Here is a 20,843-nt window from a genome sequence, read left to right on the forward strand (position 1 = left end):
CACCTTGTTTGCCTGAACCTCACTGCCCCCGATACGGGAAAGATCATCCCCGGAACATTTTCAACACGGTTATGAGTATGAAGCGTCCTGCCGGTATTCATCATCTGCGCTTCTGGCTGCCTGTGCTGATGGTTGCTGCTAACATCCCGTCAGCAAGTGGGCAAAGTTTGGCAGAAGCCGTCTCTACTGCACTGATGACGAGTCCGGAGTTGCACCTGGCCATGCAAAAAGTGCAGACCCGCGTTCATGAGCAAAGCATTGCCAAATCAGGATTCCTGCCAACATTGCATGTACAGGGAGGCTCTGGCTATGAATGGACCTCCAACCCGGCAACCCGTGCCGGTGGGCCTGACAGTGATGACCGACTTCATCGGTATGAGTCTTCTATCGCGCTTCGCCAGGTGCTTTTTGCCGGTTTTTCCACAATACACGACAGTAATAGATCTGAAGCCAGCACACGCTCTGCACAGTACCGACTGATAACCACCGCTTCCGAGATGGCACTCAAAGTCACCCAGACCTATCTGACTGTGATCATGATGGAAAGGGCATTGGCCATGTCCGAGCAAAACCTGAAGGTTCACCAGGATATCTATTACAACATTTTCAAACGTTCTGAGTCCGGTGTGCAGAGCACTGCCGACCTCAGTCTTGTCAGTGGCCGACTGGCGAGGGCTCAGTCCAATACCATTGCTGCTGACAACAATTTGCAGGATGCCCGTTGCCAGTTTGTCCGGCTGGTGGGAGTCCCAACCAGCACTCTTCAAGAACCTGTGCCTGATTTTGACCGACTGCCAGATACTATGGAGCAGGCAGTACTGCTGGCTGGCAAAAACTATCCATTACTCAAATCAGCGCTGCAGGACAATAACGCTGCAGAGAGTGAGTACATGGCCAGCAAGGGACGCTTCTACCCGGAAATCTCCTTTGAGGCAACCCGGTCATGGCACTACAACACGAATGGCGTGATCGGGCGTGATGATGATTACAGCCTGATGTTCCATGCCCGCTACAACCTGTTTAATGGTGGTGCTGATTCCGGGCGTATCAAGGCATCCCTCAGCCGCTGGAATGAAGCGAAAGATATATACCACCAGGCATTGCTGGATACCCAGCAAGAAGCCCGTCTCGCATGGGAAGCCCATACTCAGCTGAACAGACAAATTCCGCAATTACAGAAACACGTCGCCTACAGCCTGGATATGGTATCTGCCTACCGGAGACAATTTGCTTTTGGAGAACGGTCGTTACTGGATGTATTGAACGCAGAGAACGAAAGCCTTGAAGCAGAACTGGCATGGAACCGGGCATGGGCTGCACAGCTCGATGCCTTCTACCGGCTGCTTCATATTACCGGCCGACTGCTTGAGTCGCTGAAACTGACGCTGCCGCCGGACTGGGCTCCTGGTAATGGTGCCACACCATGAATAAACTCGTGTTGCTGCGTAATGATGGCAGGATCATTAGCGTTGTCGGCCATGCCTGGAAGCTGTTGTCAGGCCAACGTCGTCAGTTGCTGGCAGAAGGAGAACGGCTGACTGCTGGCGAGCTGATTGAGCTTGAAGGCAACGCAGATATCCTGATTCATCCGATAGCAGCCGGTGCTTTATCCGTCAGTGAGCTAATCAACGCCAATGATTATCTGTTGTCAGACACGCCATCAATCACGTTGGCTGGCGATAACATAAGGGACGCAAACGAAAAGACCGCCGATGAAGGACTGATGACTCCCACCATCATTCCCCTGTATACGCCGACAATCACACCCGATGCAGGCATTGGCACGAGGCCGGATCATCTACCGGAGATCACGGAAACGTTGCATGAGGGCGACAGTGACCAGACCACTATGGATAGCCTGGCACTGATTACCATCAATACACCAATCACCCCGGATAATATCGTCAACGACCATGAGTCCCGGGCGCTGACCATCGCTGGCCGGGTGGTGAATGTCGAGCCCCTGTGCCCGGTTACCTTGACCCTGACGGATAAGGTCGGCCATCAATTGCAGCTGAAAACAACGGTGAACAGCCATGGCAGCAGCTGGCAAATTGAAGCACCGGATCTTACCGGGAGCGGGTTATTCAATGGCCCCATTACCATAACAGCAGAAACCAGCGATCTGGCTGGTAATATTGCCAGAGACAGCACGATGTTTCTGCTGGATACCGTCACCGAAATCACCCTTGAGCTAGCTCCCCAGAGTGACTCCTGTTACGGCAAGGCAGCCGATACGGACGACAATCCTACCAGCGATAACACACCGGTGATGACCGGTACCGGTGAAGCCAACGGTACGATAGCACTGTTTGCTGATGGCCAACCACTGAAGAGTGGCATTCCGGTTGCCAACAACGGAACCTGGTCTGCACAAATTACCCATCCCTTGTCTGATGGTTCCCATACTGTGACAGCGCAAATTACCGATATGGCCGGTAATACCGCCACTGCTGAGTTGCTACTGTCCATTGATACCGAAGCAGGTATCTGGATCAACGATATCGACACTTACGGCATCCATTTCTTTAATATGTCCATAACCGGTGAGACCACAGGTATTGACAATGGACAGCAGGTTACTGTTTTTTTTGGCCCCGGCTTATTTCAAAACAGGATAACGACCGAAGTCCCAAGCAAGGTCCCGGTAGAGGATAACCACTGGAGCCATCCCCCTTTTATGGCACCTATAACCGAAGGAGGCAATTACCAGGTTCTGGCATCCGTTGCAGACTGTACCTGCACCATCGCCACCGATCATCTGATGCCCCTCGGTAACCCTTCGGACATCAACATTCAGGAAAGCGTTGATTTGGGAGCTACCAAGGACATAGATCCCATTTCAGCCAGCGGCACAGTACTCTCTATCGAGCCCGGTTACCTTACCGATCTACCCGACAATATCAGCATTATTGACAACGGCTCCAGCTTTCCGGTCAGCTGGCAGATCACCAGCCACAAAACGTTGACTGCCGTCTACCATGATGGGACATCAACCCAGACAGCCCTCACGTTTAACCTGCCGGACTCAGGCACAGGCTTGGCCACTTTACAGGTTGACCGTCCCTTTTTTCATCCGGGAGGCAATGACGAACTCAGCTTTATCCTGCCCTATCAGAAAAGCCTTTACTCGCCAACCTATCAAAGAACCCATTACTCCAAGTCAGGGTTAAGAGTCACCATCACGGATGATGTGCCAACCCTGGTGGATCATACGCCAGTTCTTGTGCAGGAAGGCACTACAGCAATGTGGAGTGCGCATAACGGCAAATTATTTACCACTGTACAAGCCGGAAGCGATGGTGGTCTGCTCACGGCCATCAATGGCACTCCGTTAACCAGTGGCCATAATCTCAGCGGTGACATGGCGGATTTTTACCCATTCCCCGGTCAATACGGTACCCTGTATGTCACTCCCGATGGTGCCTGGAACTATACTGCCAAACCTGACCTTATTCATACCACCGACAGTACACTGACAGAGACGTTTACCTTTACCGTTACTGATACGGATGGGGACAGCGACAGTGCTACCATCAGTTTTACGGTACAGGATGGTACAGCACTGAGTTTTTCCACCGATACCGTCAGCACCATGCCCATCGACCAGGAGTGTGACCAGCCCGGCCCCATTTCGGACAGCGGCCAGATTACCGTCCTGAAAGGTTCCGACCCCCTGCCACCGGATCAGTTGCAGTTTGATATTAATACCACTTCAAGGCAGCTGAACAACGCCCTGGCCAGTCGGCTGCCCACGAGTGATGGAGACAGTCTCGATCTTGATAACCTGCATCCCGGTCCGGGAAACCAGAGCCTGGTGCTATCGACCCTGACCAGCAAACCGGTGCTCAGCATTCAACTGAACAATATCAGCACCGACACCTCAGGCAATCTGTCTGCCAACCTGGTGGTAAAACAGCTGGCCAACCTGAATGTCACAGAACCTGAGCCGGCGATAATGCCCGTGGTACTCACCGCCAGCGATCATGACCTCAATACCATCAGCCATACCGTAACGCTGTCGGTGATTGATGGTGGCGTAACCCTGAGGGATGATTATATTGAGGTCACAGAAGGTGAAACGGTGACCGGTAACCTGCTGGACAATGATGTGCAATGTCTTGAGACTCTCACCGTCACTAAAGTCTCCCTTGACCGGTTTTATCTGGATAAAAACACCACAATAAAAACCGGGCAGGTGTTCAATTTCCAAACCGACACCAGCATTGAAACCCTGTACGGCACGCTCACCGTTAAACCGGATGGCAATTACACCTACACGGCCCTGGACTCTCTGTATCATCCTGGCCAGCAACCCCTGCCTCAGGAGTTTACCTACACTGTCACCGACAGCAGTGGCGATACCGCTCATGCGGCTGTTTCTGTCAGAATTAAAGATGGCCCGGCCGCCACGGGAAATGAGCAGATCAACCTGACCTTTACCGAAAACAACCTGACCACGTCTCCCCGTTATCCCGAGTATTACGCTGGCCCTATTGCCACCCTGCATGGCGATGGCTCTGATGCCATCGCCCCCCAAAGCCTGAAATTCACTGCAGATCCTGACAACCTGAACGGTATCCTGACCTCACTGGGCACCCCGGTTAGCTTCACAGTAGCCGGTAACCAGCTTCGGGGGCAATGTTATCGAGAATGGCCAAAACATGGACATCCTCACTCTGACACTGTCGGCTATTAACAAAAATAACAAAAATCTAATGGTCAGGGTTAATGGTGAGCTGGCTCGTCCACTGGATCACCTGGCCGGTACCGTCGGCAATAATTCAGTCATGGTGAATGACGAGCGAATTATCCTTTCCCTGCCCTTTACCTTTGACGATATTGACGGCACACCGGCAGTTACAGAGAGTAAGGTTAAGGCGACCGTTATTGACGGTGTATCCCCGGTATTAAGCAATCCCTCGAGGGTCAACATCAATGAAGTAAACCTGCCGGTCACCGCCACCGGGACAATTACAGCCACCCCGAAGTCCGACCAGATCGTGCCAGACAGCTGGCGATTTTCAGCCAGCCAGCCCGGACTGGATGGATTGTTCGCCAACCAACAGCCACTGACCTGGAAAGCCCAGGGGCCAACCCTTTCCCTGCACTGGCCTGCCCAGCCGGAATCCCCGGTACTCACCGTGACGCTGGATGATCACCCACTCCCCGCACTGTCGACCTCACTGCACTACACAGTAGAACTCTACCATCCCATGGATCAGGATAAGGGCAGCTGGCCCTTATCCATCGCGGTGGCCATCACGGATTCAGACGGTGATACCACGGAAAAACAGATTCCGGTTCAGATCAATGATGTCAGTAGCAATCTGGAACTGAAGCTGGCGATAAATGACCTGGAAATGACCGAGCCCCTGTATCAAAGGACACCGGCCAGCGAGCGGATCAACGTCGACATCCGTGCCGATACCGATGCCGTGATCAAAGTCTGGTTTCTGCCCCCTGTCGTCGACAACAGCGGCTTTGCCCTTGATGACCTGGGCAACCGGTTGACAGCAGATGGCCTGCCCATTCGGTACTTCGGACCCTCGGCAGGAGTCCGCTACCCTGAAACCTGGGAAGCCTGGTCCATTCAGGATGGCAAACAAAAGGATCAAATTTTCAGTCTGACCACGATACAGCCTGATGGAAAGGTGATTTATGTGCCCTCAGGCACCTCAGTAACCGCCACCATTGGCATCACCTGGTATCATTACCTTGATCACCTGACGGCGACCGGACTGAACACCCCGATGCTGCCCGTCAGCTATACCCTGGAGGCCATAGATGCCGATGGCACTACAACCAGTGACGTCCTGACCCTGTCACTGCTGGACGGTGAATACCCAACCCCCGGCAAGATCACCCAGCCACCGGCGACCACGGACATTAACAAAGGCAACGACACTTCCGTGACCGGTACCCTCCACTATATCCCGGGTTCTGACCGCCCCGTCCCCGTGTTTGATCGATTCATCATTGCCCAGGAGGTGGCCGGGTTCAGTTCCGATGGTAAGCCACTGACCGGTATTACTGTGTCTGGTCCTGACCAGTCAGTGCTGACCATCAGCCGGGCCAATGATAACCTGCCGGTTTTCCGTTTTTCAGTGAATGATCCACAACCGACTGCGGCCACTATTCAATTTGAACAGCTGGACAACCTCGATCACCCGCCGTCGCTTGCCAGCCAGAGCAACTCGATTACCCTGACCATACCTGTATTGATGAGCGACAGTGACAATAGCCTCAACAGCACACCCGCAAATTTTCTCTACACCGTCGTGGATACCGTACCGGTGGCCAACGGCAACTATTATCGGAAAAATAACCAGCCCATTGGGGAAGAAGGCAAGACTTTCAGTGGTAATCTGCTAAGAAACGATTCCCTGAATGCCGATGCCGATAATGCCAGGCTCACCGCCATCACCTACCAGAATATGGTCTATCCAGTCAGCCCAACCGGTAAAACCACCATTACCACGGATGCAGGCATACTGACCGTTCAGAGCAATGGCAGATGGTGGTTCCCTTCCTATCCTCATATTAATCACAGTGCGGGACAGAACTTCACCCTGAAGATGTTCCACACCATTGTGGATGGCGATGGTGATAACAGTTCGGCACCTTTCCAGATCACTATTGCTGACCGGGCTGCAACGTTCACCAGCGTCATCAATACCGAAGGCCCTGAAGACACGCAAACGCCTATTGCTCTCTCCTTTTCCATTGATCTTGGGGACCCGGACCGGCAGGAAACCCTGACCAGCCTATCGGTCAGCACCCGCGATCTTCAGGGAGGCACGCTGATCTGGAATGGCAAACTTCTCAGCGCCACGGGTGATACCGTACATATCCCCCTTGCCGCCATGAGCCGGAGCATGGTTTCCGGCAGCATCATCCTGAGCGTTGTCAATCTTGGCTATCTGCCCGCAGCCGATGCGTCGGACTTTACCCTCCACAACCACCAGGTCACGCTCAACCTGAATGCCACCATCAGCAACAACCCGGGGCCGGTTCAAAGCCTCAGCACTCCGGTGGTTATTCATGTTAAAGGTGTAGCGGATCCCCCCACCTGGCCCGAACAGATACCTGTGGTCACCGGTGAGGAGGATCAAAGCATTCCCCTTGGCAACAGCATAAAAGCCGATCTTAAGGATAAGGATGGATCGGAAGTCCTTTCATACCAGATAATGCAATTACCAGACAGCATGAAACTGTTGTGTCATGGACAGGAAATTAATGCCGGGGCCACACTTACGCCAGAGCAGTTTGGGCAGCTGGTTGTCCAGTCTGATGAACATTGGAGCGGCAGACTGGAAATAAAGGTGGATGCCATCGCTACCGAACAAGGTTATTTTGCTGTTGCTATTGCACGATCACCGGCAACGATTATTGTCAATGTTCAACCTGTGGCAGACCCTCCCACACTGCTGGTTATGCCTGCGGGTGCTGCCCCTGACACCGTTAAGATAACGGGAAATGAAGATCAGCACATTGCCATTGGCAGCCACATCAAGGCAGCCCTGGTGGACACGGACGGGTCTGAAAGCCTGTTCCTGAAAGTCACACCATTGGTTAAGCCCAGTGAAGCTATAGGCCGCCTGTGGATTCAGCAGGGAAGCGCCTGGGCAGAAATAGCGCCCGGCTCAACGAACAGCTTTGAAGCCACTGGTCCGGATATTGACCGTCTCTATTATCAACCGGGAAAAGATCGAAGTTCGGCAAACTTTGACGATGTTCGTTTGCAGATAAACGCCATCAGTCGTGAGTCTTCTCAGGATGGGCTCACACCGGTGGCTGGCAAAGAAGAAGCCATATCACCGGACCGGTTTATGCAAATAAGCATCAAAGGGGTTCCAGATTCGCCGGAAGTGACGCCGAATGATACCTGGACCGTGAATCCGGATAAAGCCAATGAGTTGACAGGCCACGGCAAAGAAGACCAAAGACTGCCCCTGTTGTTTGATCTGCACTCAACAGATATGGATGGCTCCGAAAGCCTGAACTCAGTCGTTACCCTGAAAGACAGCCGGTTTCGTCTGGAAGATAATCACGGACGGCAGCCGCCCATCGCTTATCTCGTTAATGACAAACCGTTTTTCCAAATAACGGCAGCTGATCTTATCTCCGGCAAATATCGGTTAACACCACCCCCGGACTATGCCGGTGAGACACTGGTGCCCATGAAGGTTCTGGTGACAGAACTGGACGGAGCCCATGCTGTTTTTGACTACCAGCTGCGAGCTATCTTTGCCCCGGTGGTGGATACCCGGGATCAAGCCATCGCCCCCATCCGGGGTAATGAAGTTGAACTGGACATAGCCGGCAAATTTCTCTCGGGCGGAGCGCCACTGGCCCTTACCGGGTTCACCCTGGGCGACAGTGATGGCAGCGAAGCCATGACCGATATTACCGGATTCAATTTGCCCGATGGTTTCCAACTGATGGTAAATGGCGCATTGCTGGCCAACCAGTGCGGGTCCCTGGTTGATCACACGGGCGGTCTGGATGCACTGAAAAGGGCGCTTGCTGCAGGTGATATCCGCATAGTACCGATCCATTCAGATGGAACGATTGATCATGATTACCCGACACCCACCCGTCAGAGCACCGACTTCAGTTTTACTGTAGACATCACGGATCAGCAGAATGATGTAACGGCGATAAAAGAGGTAACCGTCAGTGGGCATATTGACTGGCGAGGTGAAGTTGATGGAGAACAGCCTCCAGCCACACCGTTCAATCCTGATGAAAACACCCGGGTCATTATTGATAACCCCGGGCCTTTTACAGGCAATGATGTGTCACTGGCGGCATTACAACTGGTTGCCACCGATAAAGATGGCAGTGAGCAGATAAAAAACGACAAGCGACCTCAATATGAAATCGAGGTTTATGACCCTGCCGGAAACAAGGTGACAGGAGGCTGGCATCTGCACACCTCTGGAGGACAGGAGCTGATCTTTGATAACGATAAATGGCTGATTCAAAGTGGCGAACTTGATGGCGTCTCGCTTCATTTTACCGAGAAGGGCAGGTACTTTGTCCATACGAAAGTCATTGTTGAAGACGCTGGGGATGAGGAAGCACGCTATGCACGGATGGAGGTCATTGTCCAAGAGAATACCGGTTGCCCGGATCAACCGATACCACCAGAGAACCTGTTTGTCTGCCGAGAACCGGTAGAGGGTAAAGAGGATTACTACTTCACTATTCCAGACCGTTGCATCAACCTCGACCAGACCCACACCTCTTCAGAGGAAGAAACCACATTCCGTATGACGGTGACTGATCTTCACGGGTGGAGCCTTAAAGGTTTCACGACGGTGTACTGGAATAACGATGGTGAGGTCACCGAGTACATCACCAGGCCGGAAGACGTCGGAAACCTTCAATTTCGCCCCCCCCAGGGACTTTTCCGGAGAGGACAGTATTACCTATCACATATTGAAGAGAAATACCGATTCCGACCAGACCAGCAAAACAGACTTCAAGATCCCGTTCAAGGTACTGCCGGTGGTGGAAAACTCACCGGATGAACCACCGGAAGATTCGGTATATGACTTGAGAGCCTGGACAAAACCGGCAGCGGTGGCCGATGAGTGGAAGGATGCGGATCACCCCGAACCCATGCACCTGCAGTTAAGAACCTCCGATATTGATGGTTCGGAAACCATCGAAAAAGTTGTCTTTAAACCACCGGACAATATCGTTATCCGTGGTGATGGGCTGCAACCGGACAACTCAGTAGCTCGGCAAATATCCGAAACAGAAGCGCAGTTTGAGCAACGGATAGCACGCTTCACCTTCACTCCCGGAGCGGGACTTCCGGCTGGAACCTATACCATGCCGCTGACTGTAGAAGTACTGGATACCGCTCCGGGAACCGGAAATACCGACAGCAAGGTATTTAACAAAGCGATTGACCTGATAGTCAAACCAGTCAATCACTGTGCCACCCTTACTGCACCCAATCAGGAAGGCCTTGAAGACTCAGATATCCCTATTAAAGGGCTGATTGCTGCCCTGAACGATAGTGATGGCTCTGAAGTCATCTCTGTTGTGCTCTCTGGCCTGCCTGATGGCAAGGTGGTCAAGGACAGTTCTGGCAAGCCCCTGCCATTTAACGGGAGCGGGAAGTGGCAGATTCCAGCACACTTAATGGATAACAACGGCCATGTACAGCCACTGTTCCTGAGGCCGGTGAAAGACTTCAGCGGTGTCGTGCAACTGACCCTGAAAAGTCACAGCCACGAACAGAGCCTGAGTACGGTTTGCAGTGACGAGCAGGCATTTCAGATTACGGTACAACCTGTGGGTGACCCCATCACACTGGATCACATTCCCGGGGCAATGACGGGTGATGAAAACACTCCCATCGCCTTTCGTCTGAATGCCAAAACCACAGACAGCCATTCAGACAAACATGACCATCCGGAAGAACTTCAGGCCACATTGACGATTTTACCGGGCAGCACCCCCACGTTGATGCCTTCTGAGCCAGAGGCCATCAAACCCAGCCTCACTATTCCTGACCAAACGACAACCATATTCTCAGCCAATGACTCAGGCGGTTACACCGCAACCATAGCAACAGCGGATACCACATTACCCGAGCTGGAATTTAATCCGGGCGATGGTCATGGAACACTGCTGATGTCGTTGGCCGTCCGGTCTGTGGATAAAACCGATGGACTGACAACAGCCTATGGCCCTGAAGTTGTGATGGATAGCACCATTACCATTGCGCCAGAGTCTGATAAGCCCTCACTGCAGATTGATCGCAAAAGCATCATTACCACCGTAGAGACACCAGCGCCTGTTTTGATCCGGGCTTCAGTGATCAATCCGGCTGAGACGGTCAGCAACCTGGTCGGCACGGAGCTCTACACCCTTGTTCAGGGACTGCCAGGCAGTGCATCGCTGGTTAACCATGCCGGAACACCAACCGGCACGCCTTCCTCCAGCCCAGCAGGTATTGCACTGGTCAGCAGTGCACTGCCAAACCTGTACCTTAAAGATCATCAAACCGGAAGTTATACCCTGAATGTTGAGGCCATCTCCGATGTTGGCGATGGGAATAACCAGAGCAGTGATGTCATTGCCCTGAACATTGTGGTGGTTGAAAAAAGTAAAGACATCAGCGGCACCCCAAACAGCGATATTATCATTTCCGATGGTACAACGCCGAAGATCTCCGCTGGTAATGGAGATGATCTCATTGCCGGGGGTAACGGTGAAAACCAGATACTTCCCGGGTCAGGAAACAATACAGTTTGGGGGGGGAGCGTACTCAGGCTCAGGCGATGGTCGCCGTGATACGTTCCTCTTTGAGGCTGGCGATACAGGTTCAACCGCTATCCGGGACTTCGAGCCCGGCGTGGACGTTATTGATTTGAGCCAGCTGCTGAACCTTGACGAGGTGTGGTCCGGTAGTGATCTGGCGAACCAGGTCACCATTGATGAAATGGATGGGAAAGCGCGGATCACTGCAATGTCCGAGGTGATTACCCTGGATACCATACCGCTGGAAACGCTGTTGCCCGGGGGAAACACCATGGATACTGCAGAACGTTTAAGCTCGCTGGTTGAACAGGGTCACCTGATTGTCTCCCATCAGTTTGGTCACCAGGGAAAAGATACTCTGTATGCACCACCAGCCCCTGAATTAAAGGGCGATGGCATTGTAAATGCCGGTGCCGGAGATGATCACCTGTATGCCAACAATGAGGGCAGCAAACTGAGAGGCGGGTCTGGCAACGATATTCTGGAGCTGAGCCCAACCAGCCATGCAATAGACAGGCTCTACTGGCGGAAAGAAGACGCAGGCAGTGAAGCTGCACCCGCTTATGACCGGGTATTCAATTTTCACAGCGCAGAAGATGTTATCGATATCTCAGGCTTCCTGCCTGCAGAAGCCAGCGCCCAGCCTTATGATTACATGGCGCTGAACACCAACGGCAGCAGCACCAACCTGAACCTTGCCAGTACCAGCGCCCATCACTGGACCAATACCATTGAGCTTGCAAATGTCGACTGGTTACAGGGCAGCAGTTCGGAAGATGCGCTGAAATACCAGCTGGAACAAGGTTACCTGATCACCGGGTTTCCTATCTAGCTTTCGCTCAAGCGCTGTGGTGACGTTCCAGTAGGGGTAGTTACGGTTACTCCTGCACCTGTTCACACTTGCCAAATCACTGCTACGGATACGAAACTATGCAGTTTTGATCAGCCACAGCAGCCCTCAATGACGACATCCGCAAATCAAGAAAGAGCCAACACTGAAGACTTCCTGTCTATTTTTCTGCAGGACATTCCGTTGATGGATGTTCGTGCCCCGGTGGAGTTCGCCAAGGGCAGCTTCCCTTTGGCGATCAATATCCCCATTCTGGATAACCACCAACGGGAACTGATTGGTACCTGTTATAAAGAAGAAGGACCTGAGGCGGCTGTTACTCTGGGCTACAGGCTGGCTACTGATGATATCCGGGCTCAGCGACTCGAAGCCTGGCAATCACTGATCAGGCAACAGCCAGCAGGGTACCTGTTCTGCTTTCGTGGAGGACAACGCTCCCATATTACCCAGCAGTGGCTGAAGGAATCTGGCTACCCTTACCCATTAATCAAAGGTGGCTATAAAGCCCTGAGACGTTTTCTGATCGATGAACTGGAACGCTCCATTGATGAAATTCCATTCATTATCCTCAGTGGCAAAACCGGTACCGGCAAAACCTGGCTGATTCAACAACTGCCTTACAGCATTGACCTGGAAGGCCTTGCCAACCACAGAGGCTCCAGCTTTGGCCGCCGATACGGTGGACAGCCGGGCCAGATCGATTTTGAAAATCGCCTGTCCATCGCGCTGCTGAAGCACCGTCACAGGCACCCCGGAATGCCGGTACTGCTGGAAGATGAAAGCAAGCTGATTGGCCGCTGCAGCCTGCCCCAGACGATGCGGGACAAAATGCAGCAATCCCCGTTAATTTTGCTTGAAGAGACCATGGAAGAGCGGGTCAGGATTGGTCTTAAGGAGTATGTGACCAACAATCTTGCCCAGTTTATTGCCGCTTATGGTGAACCACAGGGTTTTGAGCAATTTGTCGAAGGCCTCTCTGGTAGCCTTTACCGTATTCGCCGCCGACTGGGTGGAGAACGCTATCAGCAGTTAACCAATATTCTGGAAAACGCCATCGCGCAACATAGATCGGGCGGGGGAATAGCAGGCTACAGCCCTCTGATCAGTGATCTGCTCAGCAATTATTACGACCCCATGTATGACTATCAGCTGGAGCATAAGGAGGGTAAAGTGATCTTTCGAGGGGATCGTGAGGCTATTGAGCATTACTACAACAAATCATTGATAAACTGATTAAGGCCATCATTGGCGGTAGCAAGGCTCTAATAAATACAGGGCCCTGCCTGAAATTGCCATATCCAGTTAAGGAGCATCAAAAAAAGCACTGTTACGAGATGCTTCTTTAAGACGCTGATAACTATCGATGGCCTGTTGTAATGACTCCAAAATGAGCCGGGTTCGAAATAGCTTCGTGCCATGATGAATAAAACTGTCTCCATCCTCATAGCCCTGTTCCCGTTCTTCATCAACGCCCTGAATTTGCAGGCTCTGATCGTACCAGGGCTGTTGCTTGACAAATGCATCCCTTTGGTAGGTATTGAGATTGAGTCCCTTGGTCCTGACCCTGTTTGGAACTATCCTGATCAAGTTAAGGTCTTTGTTGATTGGGGCAAATAAGAAACCATGCTTAACGAGGTATTTCAATACACCCTGCTCGTGCAACGTATGATTTTGCGGTTGATAGCCATGCACCCGGTCATTACTGAATAACGACCACATATGCAAAAATGACCGTGCTTTCTCGGTCTTTTTCACCAATAGTATCCCGGTATTAAGCAAGGCCCAGCGGTTGTCTCCGGCAACAAGCAGATCAGCGTTCCCAAACTCTTTGATATACTTGTCGAGCATTCCGGAAATACCGGGAAAGTCATTGATAACAATATCATCATCAAGCCACACCACCCATTGACCGGCAGGCACCTCTTCACACTCCAGGACGTTTTTAAGAGCGAAGACTTTCAGCCAGTACAGCTGCTTTGCCCCCAGTTCTTCGCGAAATTCAAATGGATATACAAATCGGTAATTGATACCCCGAAGCCTGGCGTAAGCGGCGTGATTTTCTCTGGTCAGCTGGGCGGTCGCCCGGGTGCCACCGGATAGAATAAGGGCAACGTTTGAGCCCTCCCGGTTGTTAAGATCAAAGCTCATTGACCGGTAGGCTTGAATGATCTTCTCCTGACGGTCTTCGTTGATAGTTGGTAAGAGCTGATCAAGAAACGATTTATTGATCCGTTCAAATTCATGGAACATTGGATGTCGATTGGTAATGGCCTGACAGACTGAATGGGTAGATTTAACCGAAAATGATGTGTCAGGATACCCCCTCACAGGACAATCGTCAGCATGCGAACAGATCAAATCTTCCGGTTTCTCTCTTTCAAATCTGGCTTCCTGACAGAAGGCTATTTCCAGGGCGTCGTCACTCAACCTGCAGTTATTGCCCCTCCTGTGAACAGGGAACACCACAGCGCCCGTACCGGAAAGAATATACACAAGCCCAACTAACATCGAGGTAAGGCCGTTCAGCCTGAAAGGCTTCACGCTTCTTTCAGCGATTGTGGCGTGTTGGCAAGCACTCCTGCCGGTCATCGAATCCACCAGAGAGGCGAACTCTCTCTCTTCCAACCGCTCCTGATCCGACATCGGAGTCCCATCAGCATGCTGGCCAGGTGGGTGGATATAGGCATGGATAAACTCAGTCATATTGACGCATCGCCGGGACTCAATCCGAGAATGATCTGACCAGAATGCAATCCGATCCTGCGATAATGCTGATGAACGCTGCTGAGCAAAATTGTTTGGTTCAGCCATTCCACTGGTGGCTTGTTTTTCACACAATGGCATCGCTGGCAGAATATGGCTGGAAATAAAGCTTGATATCATCCTGACTCTACTATGTTATTTTTTTATATGACTAAGCTGTAGACAAAAGTTTTAGGCGTTTGTTCCAAATTTTATTCCAAAAGCCAATTAAAAAACTGAATATTGATTAGATACCCAGAAAATAAACACTGGAAAACAAACACTGGATAGCGCAATGAACATCGATTTCGACAAAGTGGTGGATCGAACCAACACCTCCAGCCTTAAATGGGAGCGCTTCAGCCCTGACGTTCTCCCCATGTGGGTAGCGGATATGGATTTCCAGTCAGCACCTGAAATCATCGAAGCACTGCACCAGCGCATCGACCATGGGGTTTTTGGTTACACCGAGCCAGACAGCGAACTGGAACAACTTGTCGTTGAGCGCTGTCGCCATCTCTACCACTGGGATATTGAGCCAGAATGGATTGTCTGGATGCCGGGCCTGGTTTCTGCCCTTAATGTCTGTGTTCGTGCCTATGCCAACAAAAGTGAAGGCGTCATTTCCCCCGTTCCTGTCTATTATCCCTTTCTTATGGCACCCAAACTGGCGGGACGTGAGCTAATCGGTGTGGAATGGACTAAACAAAACGGCCAATGGGTGCTCGATCTCGACAGCCTGGAGCAGAAAATCACCCCCAGCTGCAAACTACTGATGCTGTGCAACCCGCAAAACCCGAACGGTCGGGTATTTACCCGGACAGAACTGGAGAAGCTTGAGCAACTCTGTAACAAACATGGCCTTGTGGTCTGCTCCGATGAAGTGCATTGCGACCTGATTCTTGATCGCCGTGCGGAACATATTCCCTATGCGGCCATCAGCGAATTTGCCCGGGACAATTCAGTCACCCTGATGTCACCGTCGAAAACCTTCAATCTGGCCGGCTTCGGCTGTGCCTTCGCGATTATTCCCGATCATCAGTTACGCCATCATTTCAACCGGGTTCGCACCGGTATTGTGCCGTCAGTGGACAGCGCCCTGATTGGCTACACTGCTGCGAAAGCGGCCTATCGTCATGGTGAACCCTGGCGTCAGTCATTGCTGGATTACCTCCGTGGTAACCACGACTACCTGCTGGAAGCCATCAATAACATTCCCGGCCTTGCCATGGAACCACTGCAGGCCACCTATCTGGCCTGGATTGATGTCAGCGGACTGGGGCTGGAAGATCCTCACCAGTTCTTTGCCCAGGCCGGTGTTGGCCTGTCCCCCGGAAAGCAATTTGGCGATGAAAATTACCTGAGGCTGAACTTTGGTTGCAGCCGATCAGTTCTGGAAGAAGGCGTGGCACGAATAGCCAGGGCCGTTGCACAAATGCAGTCAATGGATTAAAAACTTTCACCACAAAGGCACAGAGACACAAAGAAATATTTTATTCTTGAACTCTGTGGCTCTGTGGTCACAAAGCCTAATTGCTTATAACAGCACCTGCGGTCATTATATCCAGCCCAACAACTTGTCAGACTCACCGTGAAAGAGATCACCAACCACTCATTTCAGTTTGCACAGATAGGTGTTATCCACTCCTGCTACCGCCAGAAATTTGGAATCCCCCGTCAGCCCGGCATTGTCACCGCCGCTGAAGCCACACTGGAGCTTTTTCCCCCTTACAACCAGGAAAACCTGGTACGTGGTCTGGATGGGTTTTCACATATCTGGGTACATTTTATCTTCCACAAAACCATGGATGAGGGCTGGCGTCCAACCATTCGCCCACCAAGACTGGGAGGCCGACAGCGCATGGGGGTATTTGCTACCCGCTCCACACACCGGCCAAACCCTATGGGTATGTCCGTGGTTGAACTGCGCGGCATTGAGTCCGGCAATGGCAAGCTGACATTAAAGCTGGGGGCGGTGGACCTTCTTGATGGTACTCCCGTTATCGATATCAAACCTTACCTGCCCTATGCCGACGCACTGCCTGATGCCAAGGGTGGCTTTGCCCCCCTGCCAATGGCTATGGCGGAAGTGAAGTTCACCGATCAGGCCATGAACCAATGCCTGCGTTATCAACAACGAACCGGCAGGCAGCTGATTCTGCTGATCGAGCAGGTACTTGGCCAGGACCCGAGACCCGCCTACCTGAGGGAATCCTCCGGACGACGCCATGGCACCGCACTATGGGACCTGAATGTGGTCTGGGAGTACACCAACCAGCATTTCCTGGTTACAGAGCTGGAACCTCTGAAGCTTGACGTGAAAACAGTGGCAGGTAATAGGTAATGATTATTCCCTATGACATGATTGAGCCCGAGACGCTTAAAAGTCTGATCGAAGAGTTTGTCAGCCGTGAAGGGACGGATAATGGCTATGACGACGCCCTTGCAAAGCGAGTGGCGCAGGTATTATCCCGCTTGAAATCCGGCGACATGGTGATCGTATTTGACCAGGAAAGCCAGACACCGAATATTCTGCACAAGGACGTTGCCAGGCAAATCCTGAGTGAGCAGGACGTGTGATCATCCTGTTTCCAGAAAGCTGCCCGGAAAAACAGAACCATTATTCTGGGCAGGGTCGCCCACACTAGGAGGCTGTCCGAGAATAGCGCCCGTAGCGAGGATGGCAGAAAATTGAGGATAAAAAGTCGGAAATTTTTAGTGAATAGTGGTTCTATTTACTAAAAATTTCCGACTTTTTAGACCAATTTGCTGCCACCGCAGTAGGGCAGTCTATTCTCGGACAGCCTCCTAGGAGCCTGTCCGCTTGGGCAGGCAATAGGTAAAGCGTGAAACGTTGTCGTTTACTTGCTACAGGGTGATCTATCAATTGTCAGCAATGTTTATCTGTCTGCAAAATCTCATGACTGGCTATGCCGGTCGTGATAATTTGTTTGAAAACTTCGAGTAGCAAAGTCAAATGTAACTGAGACAGGGCCTTTTTCAGTTTTGGCGGCATTAACTGGATCAGCATTAAAAAGTTCCTGTGCCGACTTATCAGCACCAGGACCAAATAAATAGGTCGTTCCAGGATATTTCTGCACTTCTTTCTTCCAATTTTTAGCATTTGTTTCAGCATCACGAATTCGTTCTGGAAAAAACGATAGAGTCATATACATTTCATGCGGACTGGGGGCAACTAAAAAGGTAAAATCCCTAGGCTTCATATACCATGCTGCATAATGCTCACCTTTATCAGGAGCATGAACAAGGAATAAACAATCCAGCTCTTCAACTTGAACATTCCTGCTCACAGGAATCCATTTAAAATCCCCCACTCCCAATTTTTCCATGCTATTATCATGGCCTTTAGACTCTGTACCAGAAGGCTGAATGGAATAGGATCCTAAGGGTTTGGCTGAAGCTCCTGAAGTCTCTGGATTATCAAGACCAACAGTTTTAGCGGTGTCATTATTTTTAGGGGTAACAACATTATTGGCCTCTTGGGAACGTTCCGATGTCGAAGGGGGTGGCAAGTAAGCAGCGGAAATCATAAGCATTACCATTGTTTGAAAATCTGTTCTTTTGATCAGACAAGTTAAAGCTGGAAAGGTTCCGAAGCTTCAGTGCAATATTTCCGCCCCCGGTGAGCGTGTAATCCGACGATTCATTGCCCCTGACCAATGATCAGTTAACGTCAGCTCTCTATACCCATTACAGGTTACAGCGGTACAACTGCTCGCCATAGTCACTGGCTCTGGCTTTACTGTGCTGGAAGTGCTCAGCAACCATTTCTTTTTCTTATGGGTGCCCTTGCGATAACCGTTCCAGCCATCATTGTTATTCAGGTACTGGTGATCAGCGGCCTACAGTGAAGTGCTATTCAGCTTGCGTGACTTGTGGGTATACCAGCCAATAAAGTCATGAGCCGGAAACACTTAAAAGTCTGATTGAAGAGTTTGTCAACCGTGAAGGGACGGATAATGGCTATGACGACGCCCTTGCAAAGCGAGTGGCGCAGGTATTATCCCGCTTGAAATCCGGCGACATGGTGATCGTATTTGATCAGGAAAGCCAGACACCGAATATTCTGCAAAAAGACGTTGCCAGGCAAATGCTGAGCGAGCAGGACGTCTGATCATCCTTTTTCCAAAAGGCTGTCCAGGAAAATAGAACCACTCTTCTGGACAGGAACCCCCGGACAAAGTCACCCGGGCAGGCAATATGAAAAAACGTTGCCGTTTACCTGATACAGAGTGTGTTCTACCCGCTGTCAACGACGTTTATCTGTCTGCAAAACCTCACGGCTGGCTATGTCGGCCGTGCTAATTTGTATGAAAACTTCGAGTGCCAATGTCAAATGTAACTGAGACAGGGCCTTCTTCAGTTCTGAGGACATTAGCAGGATCAACATTAAAAAAATTCTGTGCCAACCCATCAGCAACAGGACCACATAAATAGGTGGTTCCGGGCGTTCTCTGCACTTCTTTCTGCCAATAGCCAGCATGATTTTCAGCAGCAAGGATTTCTTCTGGAAAAAACATCGCAGCCATGGCTCGCCGAGTGGGGTTCAGTAAAAAGGTCACATCGGGAGGTTCCATATGCCAGGCTACATAACCCCTTCCATCATCAGGAACATGAACAAGGCATAAACTACCATCCATGTCTACAGCTTGAATATTCCTGTTGATGGTAACCCGTTCATAATCACCAGTTTCCAGCTTTAGAATGCCATTACCACCACCTTCAGACTCATCATCAGAAGACTCAATGGAATATGCTGCTAACGGTTTAGCTGCAGCACCATGGTTCTCTGGGTTATCAAGGCCAACGGTTTTAGCTGTGCCAACATTTTCAGGGGTAACAGCATTGGTCTCCTGGGAAATTTCCGGTAGATCCGGTGTCGAAGGGGTTGGTAAGGAAGAAGAAGGAATCATAAGTATTGCCTTTATTGAATACCTGTTCTCTTGAACAGACAAAATAAAGCTTGAAAGGTTCCAAAAATATAATTCAATAAATCAACCCACGGTGAACGGACAATCCAACGATTCAATACCCCTGACCAATGATCAGTTAACGTCAGCCCGGATATTTCATAAACTGCCCCGAATCTCACGCACGACCACCTGGTTGTGGGAGATAGGACGGTTCAGGATGCCAAAGCCTGGCACACCATTTCAATGAGTTTGAGGTGTATAATCCCCGTTCACCCTGAGCGGAGTCGAAGGGTGTTTGGCACAGTCTTTATTCAGGGTATGGTGTTTACGCCCTTCAACTCCGCTCAGGACGAACGGAATTCGGGCGTCATTGATAGAAGGAACCCATCAAACTCATCGAAATGATGCCCACTATATCCACTACAGGCTACAGCGGCGCAGCTGCTCACCATAGTTACTGGCCCTGCGCTTTACTGTGCTGGCGGTACTTAACAACCATTTCTTTTTCGTATGGGTTCCCTTGCGGTAACCGTACCAGCCTTCATGGTAATTCAGGTACTGCTGATCAGCGGACCAGAGTGAAGTACCATTCAGCTTGCGTGACTTGTGGGTATACCAGCCGATAAAGTCAATCGCGTCACCAAAGTCTTCGCGACTGGGGAAGAAACCTCCGGCTTCGCTGACATATTGCTCCCAGGTGCCATCCTGTGCCTGCGGGTAGCCATAAGCGGAAGAGTTACGGGGTAATGGAATGAAAAGGAACCATGGCCGTGGCGGCTGGGCATCGTGCCGGTAAGATGATTCCTGATACATAATGGCCATCATGATCTGGATAGGGGTGCCCCAGCGCCGATTGGCTTTTTTTGCATCTTTATACCAGCCGCGTTTTTCCTTGAAGACACTGCAAAGGTTGTGGGGTTTCTCGGGTGGTGCCTTACTGGCACAACCTGCCAGCACGGCAGACAGGATCAAAATAAACAGCTTTCGACTCAGGTTTGACATTCAGCCGCCATCCTCCAATGCTCAACCAC

General features: G+C 51.2%; 14 protein-coding genes and 1 pseudogene. 10 read left to right on the forward strand and 5 right to left on the reverse strand.

The features are described from left to right. The first annotated feature begins 77 nt into the window (after positions 1-77). The 6 genes from O3276_RS07975 to mnmH all read left to right on the forward strand — a co-directional run bounded on the left by O3276_RS07975 (position 78) and on the right by mnmH (position 13,369). Complete coding sequence (locus O3276_RS07975; protein ID WP_269675154.1) at positions 78-1,427, forward strand: TolC family outer membrane protein; 1,350 nt, start codon at positions 78-80, stop codon at positions 1,425-1,427. Continuing rightward, positions 1,424-4,699 carry an Ig-like domain-containing protein gene (locus O3276_RS07980; protein WP_269675155.1) on the forward strand — a complete coding sequence of 1,092 codons (3,276 nt, stop codon included), beginning with the start codon at positions 1,424-1,426 and terminating at the stop codon, positions 4,697-4,699. The genes O3276_RS07975 and O3276_RS07980 overlap by 4 nt, the downstream gene beginning before the upstream one ends. Next, on the forward strand, positions 4,665-9,539 hold the full coding sequence (locus O3276_RS07985) for a hypothetical protein (RefSeq protein ID WP_269675156.1): 4,875 nt from the start codon (positions 4,665-4,667) through the stop codon (positions 9,537-9,539). The genes O3276_RS07980 and O3276_RS07985 overlap by 35 nt, the downstream gene beginning before the upstream one ends. Then, positions 9,448-11,319 carry a calcium-binding protein gene (locus O3276_RS07990; protein ID WP_269675157.1) on the forward strand — a complete coding sequence of 624 codons (1,872 nt, stop codon included), beginning with the start codon at positions 9,448-9,450 and terminating at the stop codon, positions 11,317-11,319. Before O3276_RS07985 ends, O3276_RS07990 begins: the two co-directional genes overlap by 92 nt. Next, on the forward strand, positions 11,237-12,118 hold the full coding sequence (locus tag O3276_RS07995; RefSeq protein ID WP_269675158.1) for a type I secretion C-terminal target domain-containing protein: 882 nt from the start codon (positions 11,237-11,239) through the stop codon (positions 12,116-12,118). The genes O3276_RS07990 and O3276_RS07995 overlap by 83 nt, the downstream gene beginning before the upstream one ends. 129 nt (positions 12,119-12,247) lie before the next feature. Next, positions 12,248-13,369 (forward strand): tRNA 2-selenouridine(34) synthase MnmH, encoded by a 1,122-nt coding sequence (gene mnmH, locus O3276_RS08000; protein ID WP_269675159.1) that lies wholly within the window; start codon positions 12,248-12,250, stop codon positions 13,367-13,369. A 69-nt stretch (positions 13,370-13,438) separates the two neighbouring features. Here the strand turns inward: mnmH and O3276_RS08005 are convergent, their stop codons facing one another. Beyond that, positions 13,439-14,839: a hypothetical protein gene (locus tag O3276_RS08005; RefSeq protein ID WP_269675160.1), complete on the reverse strand. Its 1,401-nt coding sequence runs from the start codon at positions 14,837-14,839 to the stop codon at positions 13,439-13,441. A 334-nt stretch (positions 14,840-15,173) separates the two neighbouring features. On the opposite strand from O3276_RS08005, the gene O3276_RS08010 reads away from it, so the two are divergent. The 3 genes from O3276_RS08010 to O3276_RS08020 all read left to right on the forward strand — a co-directional run bounded on the left by O3276_RS08010 (position 15,174) and on the right by O3276_RS08020 (position 17,458). Continuing rightward, entirely contained in the window at positions 15,174-16,331 is a 1,158-nt protein-coding gene (locus tag O3276_RS08010) for a MalY/PatB family protein (RefSeq protein WP_269675161.1), read from the forward strand. A gap of 138 nt (positions 16,332-16,469) precedes the next feature. Beyond that, positions 16,470-17,222, forward strand: a complete 753-nt coding sequence (gene tsaA, locus O3276_RS08015) for a tRNA (N6-threonylcarbamoyladenosine(37)-N6)-methyltransferase TrmO (RefSeq protein ID WP_269675162.1) — start codon at positions 16,470-16,472, stop codon at positions 17,220-17,222. After that, a complete protein-coding gene (locus O3276_RS08020) occupies positions 17,222-17,458 on the forward strand; it encodes a YheU family protein (protein WP_269675163.1) in 237 nt (78 codons plus the stop codon). Before tsaA ends, O3276_RS08020 begins: the two co-directional genes overlap by 1 nt. Positions 17,459-17,796: 338 nt before the next feature. Here O3276_RS08020 and O3276_RS08025 read toward each other — a convergent pair whose 3' ends face one another. Then, complete coding sequence (locus O3276_RS08025; protein ID WP_269675164.1) at positions 17,797-18,429, reverse strand: hypothetical protein; 633 nt, start codon at positions 18,427-18,429, stop codon at positions 17,797-17,799. 69 nt (positions 18,430-18,498) lie between these two features. Continuing rightward, positions 18,499-18,723: a hypothetical protein gene (locus O3276_RS25705; protein ID WP_442876594.1), complete on the reverse strand. Its 225-nt coding sequence runs from the start codon at positions 18,721-18,723 to the stop codon at positions 18,499-18,501. A gap of 89 nt (positions 18,724-18,812) precedes the next feature. On the opposite strand from O3276_RS25705, the pseudogene O3276_RS08030 reads away from it, so the two are divergent. After that, positions 18,813-19,013, forward strand: a pseudogene (locus tag O3276_RS08030) (YheU family protein); the annotation flags it as partial. Between the two features lie 187 nt (positions 19,014-19,200). On the opposite strand, the gene O3276_RS08035 reads toward O3276_RS08030, so the two are convergent. Both O3276_RS08035 and O3276_RS08040 read right to left on the reverse strand, forming a co-directional pair. After that, on the reverse strand, positions 19,201-19,812 hold the full coding sequence (locus O3276_RS08035; RefSeq protein WP_269675165.1) for a hypothetical protein: 612 nt from the start codon (positions 19,810-19,812) through the stop codon (positions 19,201-19,203). 420 nt (positions 19,813-20,232) lie between these two features. Continuing rightward, a complete protein-coding gene (locus O3276_RS08040; RefSeq protein WP_269675166.1) occupies positions 20,233-20,814 on the reverse strand; it encodes a transglycosylase SLT domain-containing protein in 582 nt (193 codons plus the stop codon). Positions 20,815-20,843: the final 29 nt, after the last annotated feature.

It is taken from the genome of Endozoicomonas sp. GU-1 (genome assembly GCF_027366395.1).
Lineage (GTDB): Bacteria > Pseudomonadota > Gammaproteobacteria > Pseudomonadales > Endozoicomonadaceae > Endozoicomonas.

What these genes read in the sequence shown, in the direction of transcription:
- O3276_RS07975 (WP_269675154.1), top strand. Translation starts at nt 78, where the DNA reads ATGAAGCGTCCTGCCGGTATTCATCATCTGCGCTTCTGGCTGCCTGTG.
- O3276_RS07980 (WP_269675155.1), top strand. Translation starts at nt 1,424, where the DNA reads ATGAATAAACTCGTGTTGCTGCGTAATGATGGCAGGATCATTAGCGTT.
- O3276_RS07985 (WP_269675156.1), top strand. Translation starts at nt 4,665, where the DNA reads ATGGACATCCTCACTCTGACACTGTCGGCTATTAACAAAAATAACAAA.
- mnmH (WP_269675159.1), top strand. Translation starts at nt 12,248, where the DNA reads ATGACGACATCCGCAAATCAAGAAAGAGCCAACACTGAAGACTTCCTG.
- O3276_RS08005 (WP_269675160.1), bottom strand. Translation starts at nt 14,839, where the DNA reads ATGACTGAGTTTATCCATGCCTATATCCACCCACCTGGCCAGCATGCT.
- O3276_RS08010 (WP_269675161.1), top strand. Translation starts at nt 15,174, where the DNA reads ATGAACATCGATTTCGACAAAGTGGTGGATCGAACCAACACCTCCAGC.
- O3276_RS08020 (WP_269675163.1), top strand. Translation starts at nt 17,222, where the DNA reads ATGATTATTCCCTATGACATGATTGAGCCCGAGACGCTTAAAAGTCTG.
- O3276_RS08025 (WP_269675164.1), bottom strand. Translation starts at nt 18,429, where the DNA reads ATGATTTCCGCTGCTTACTTGCCACCCCCTTCGACATCGGAACGTTCC.
- O3276_RS08035 (WP_269675165.1), bottom strand. Translation starts at nt 19,812, where the DNA reads ATGATTCCTTCTTCTTCCTTACCAACCCCTTCGACACCGGATCTACCG.
- O3276_RS08040 (WP_269675166.1), bottom strand. Translation starts at nt 20,814, where the DNA reads ATGTCAAACCTGAGTCGAAAGCTGTTTATTTTGATCCTGTCTGCCGTG.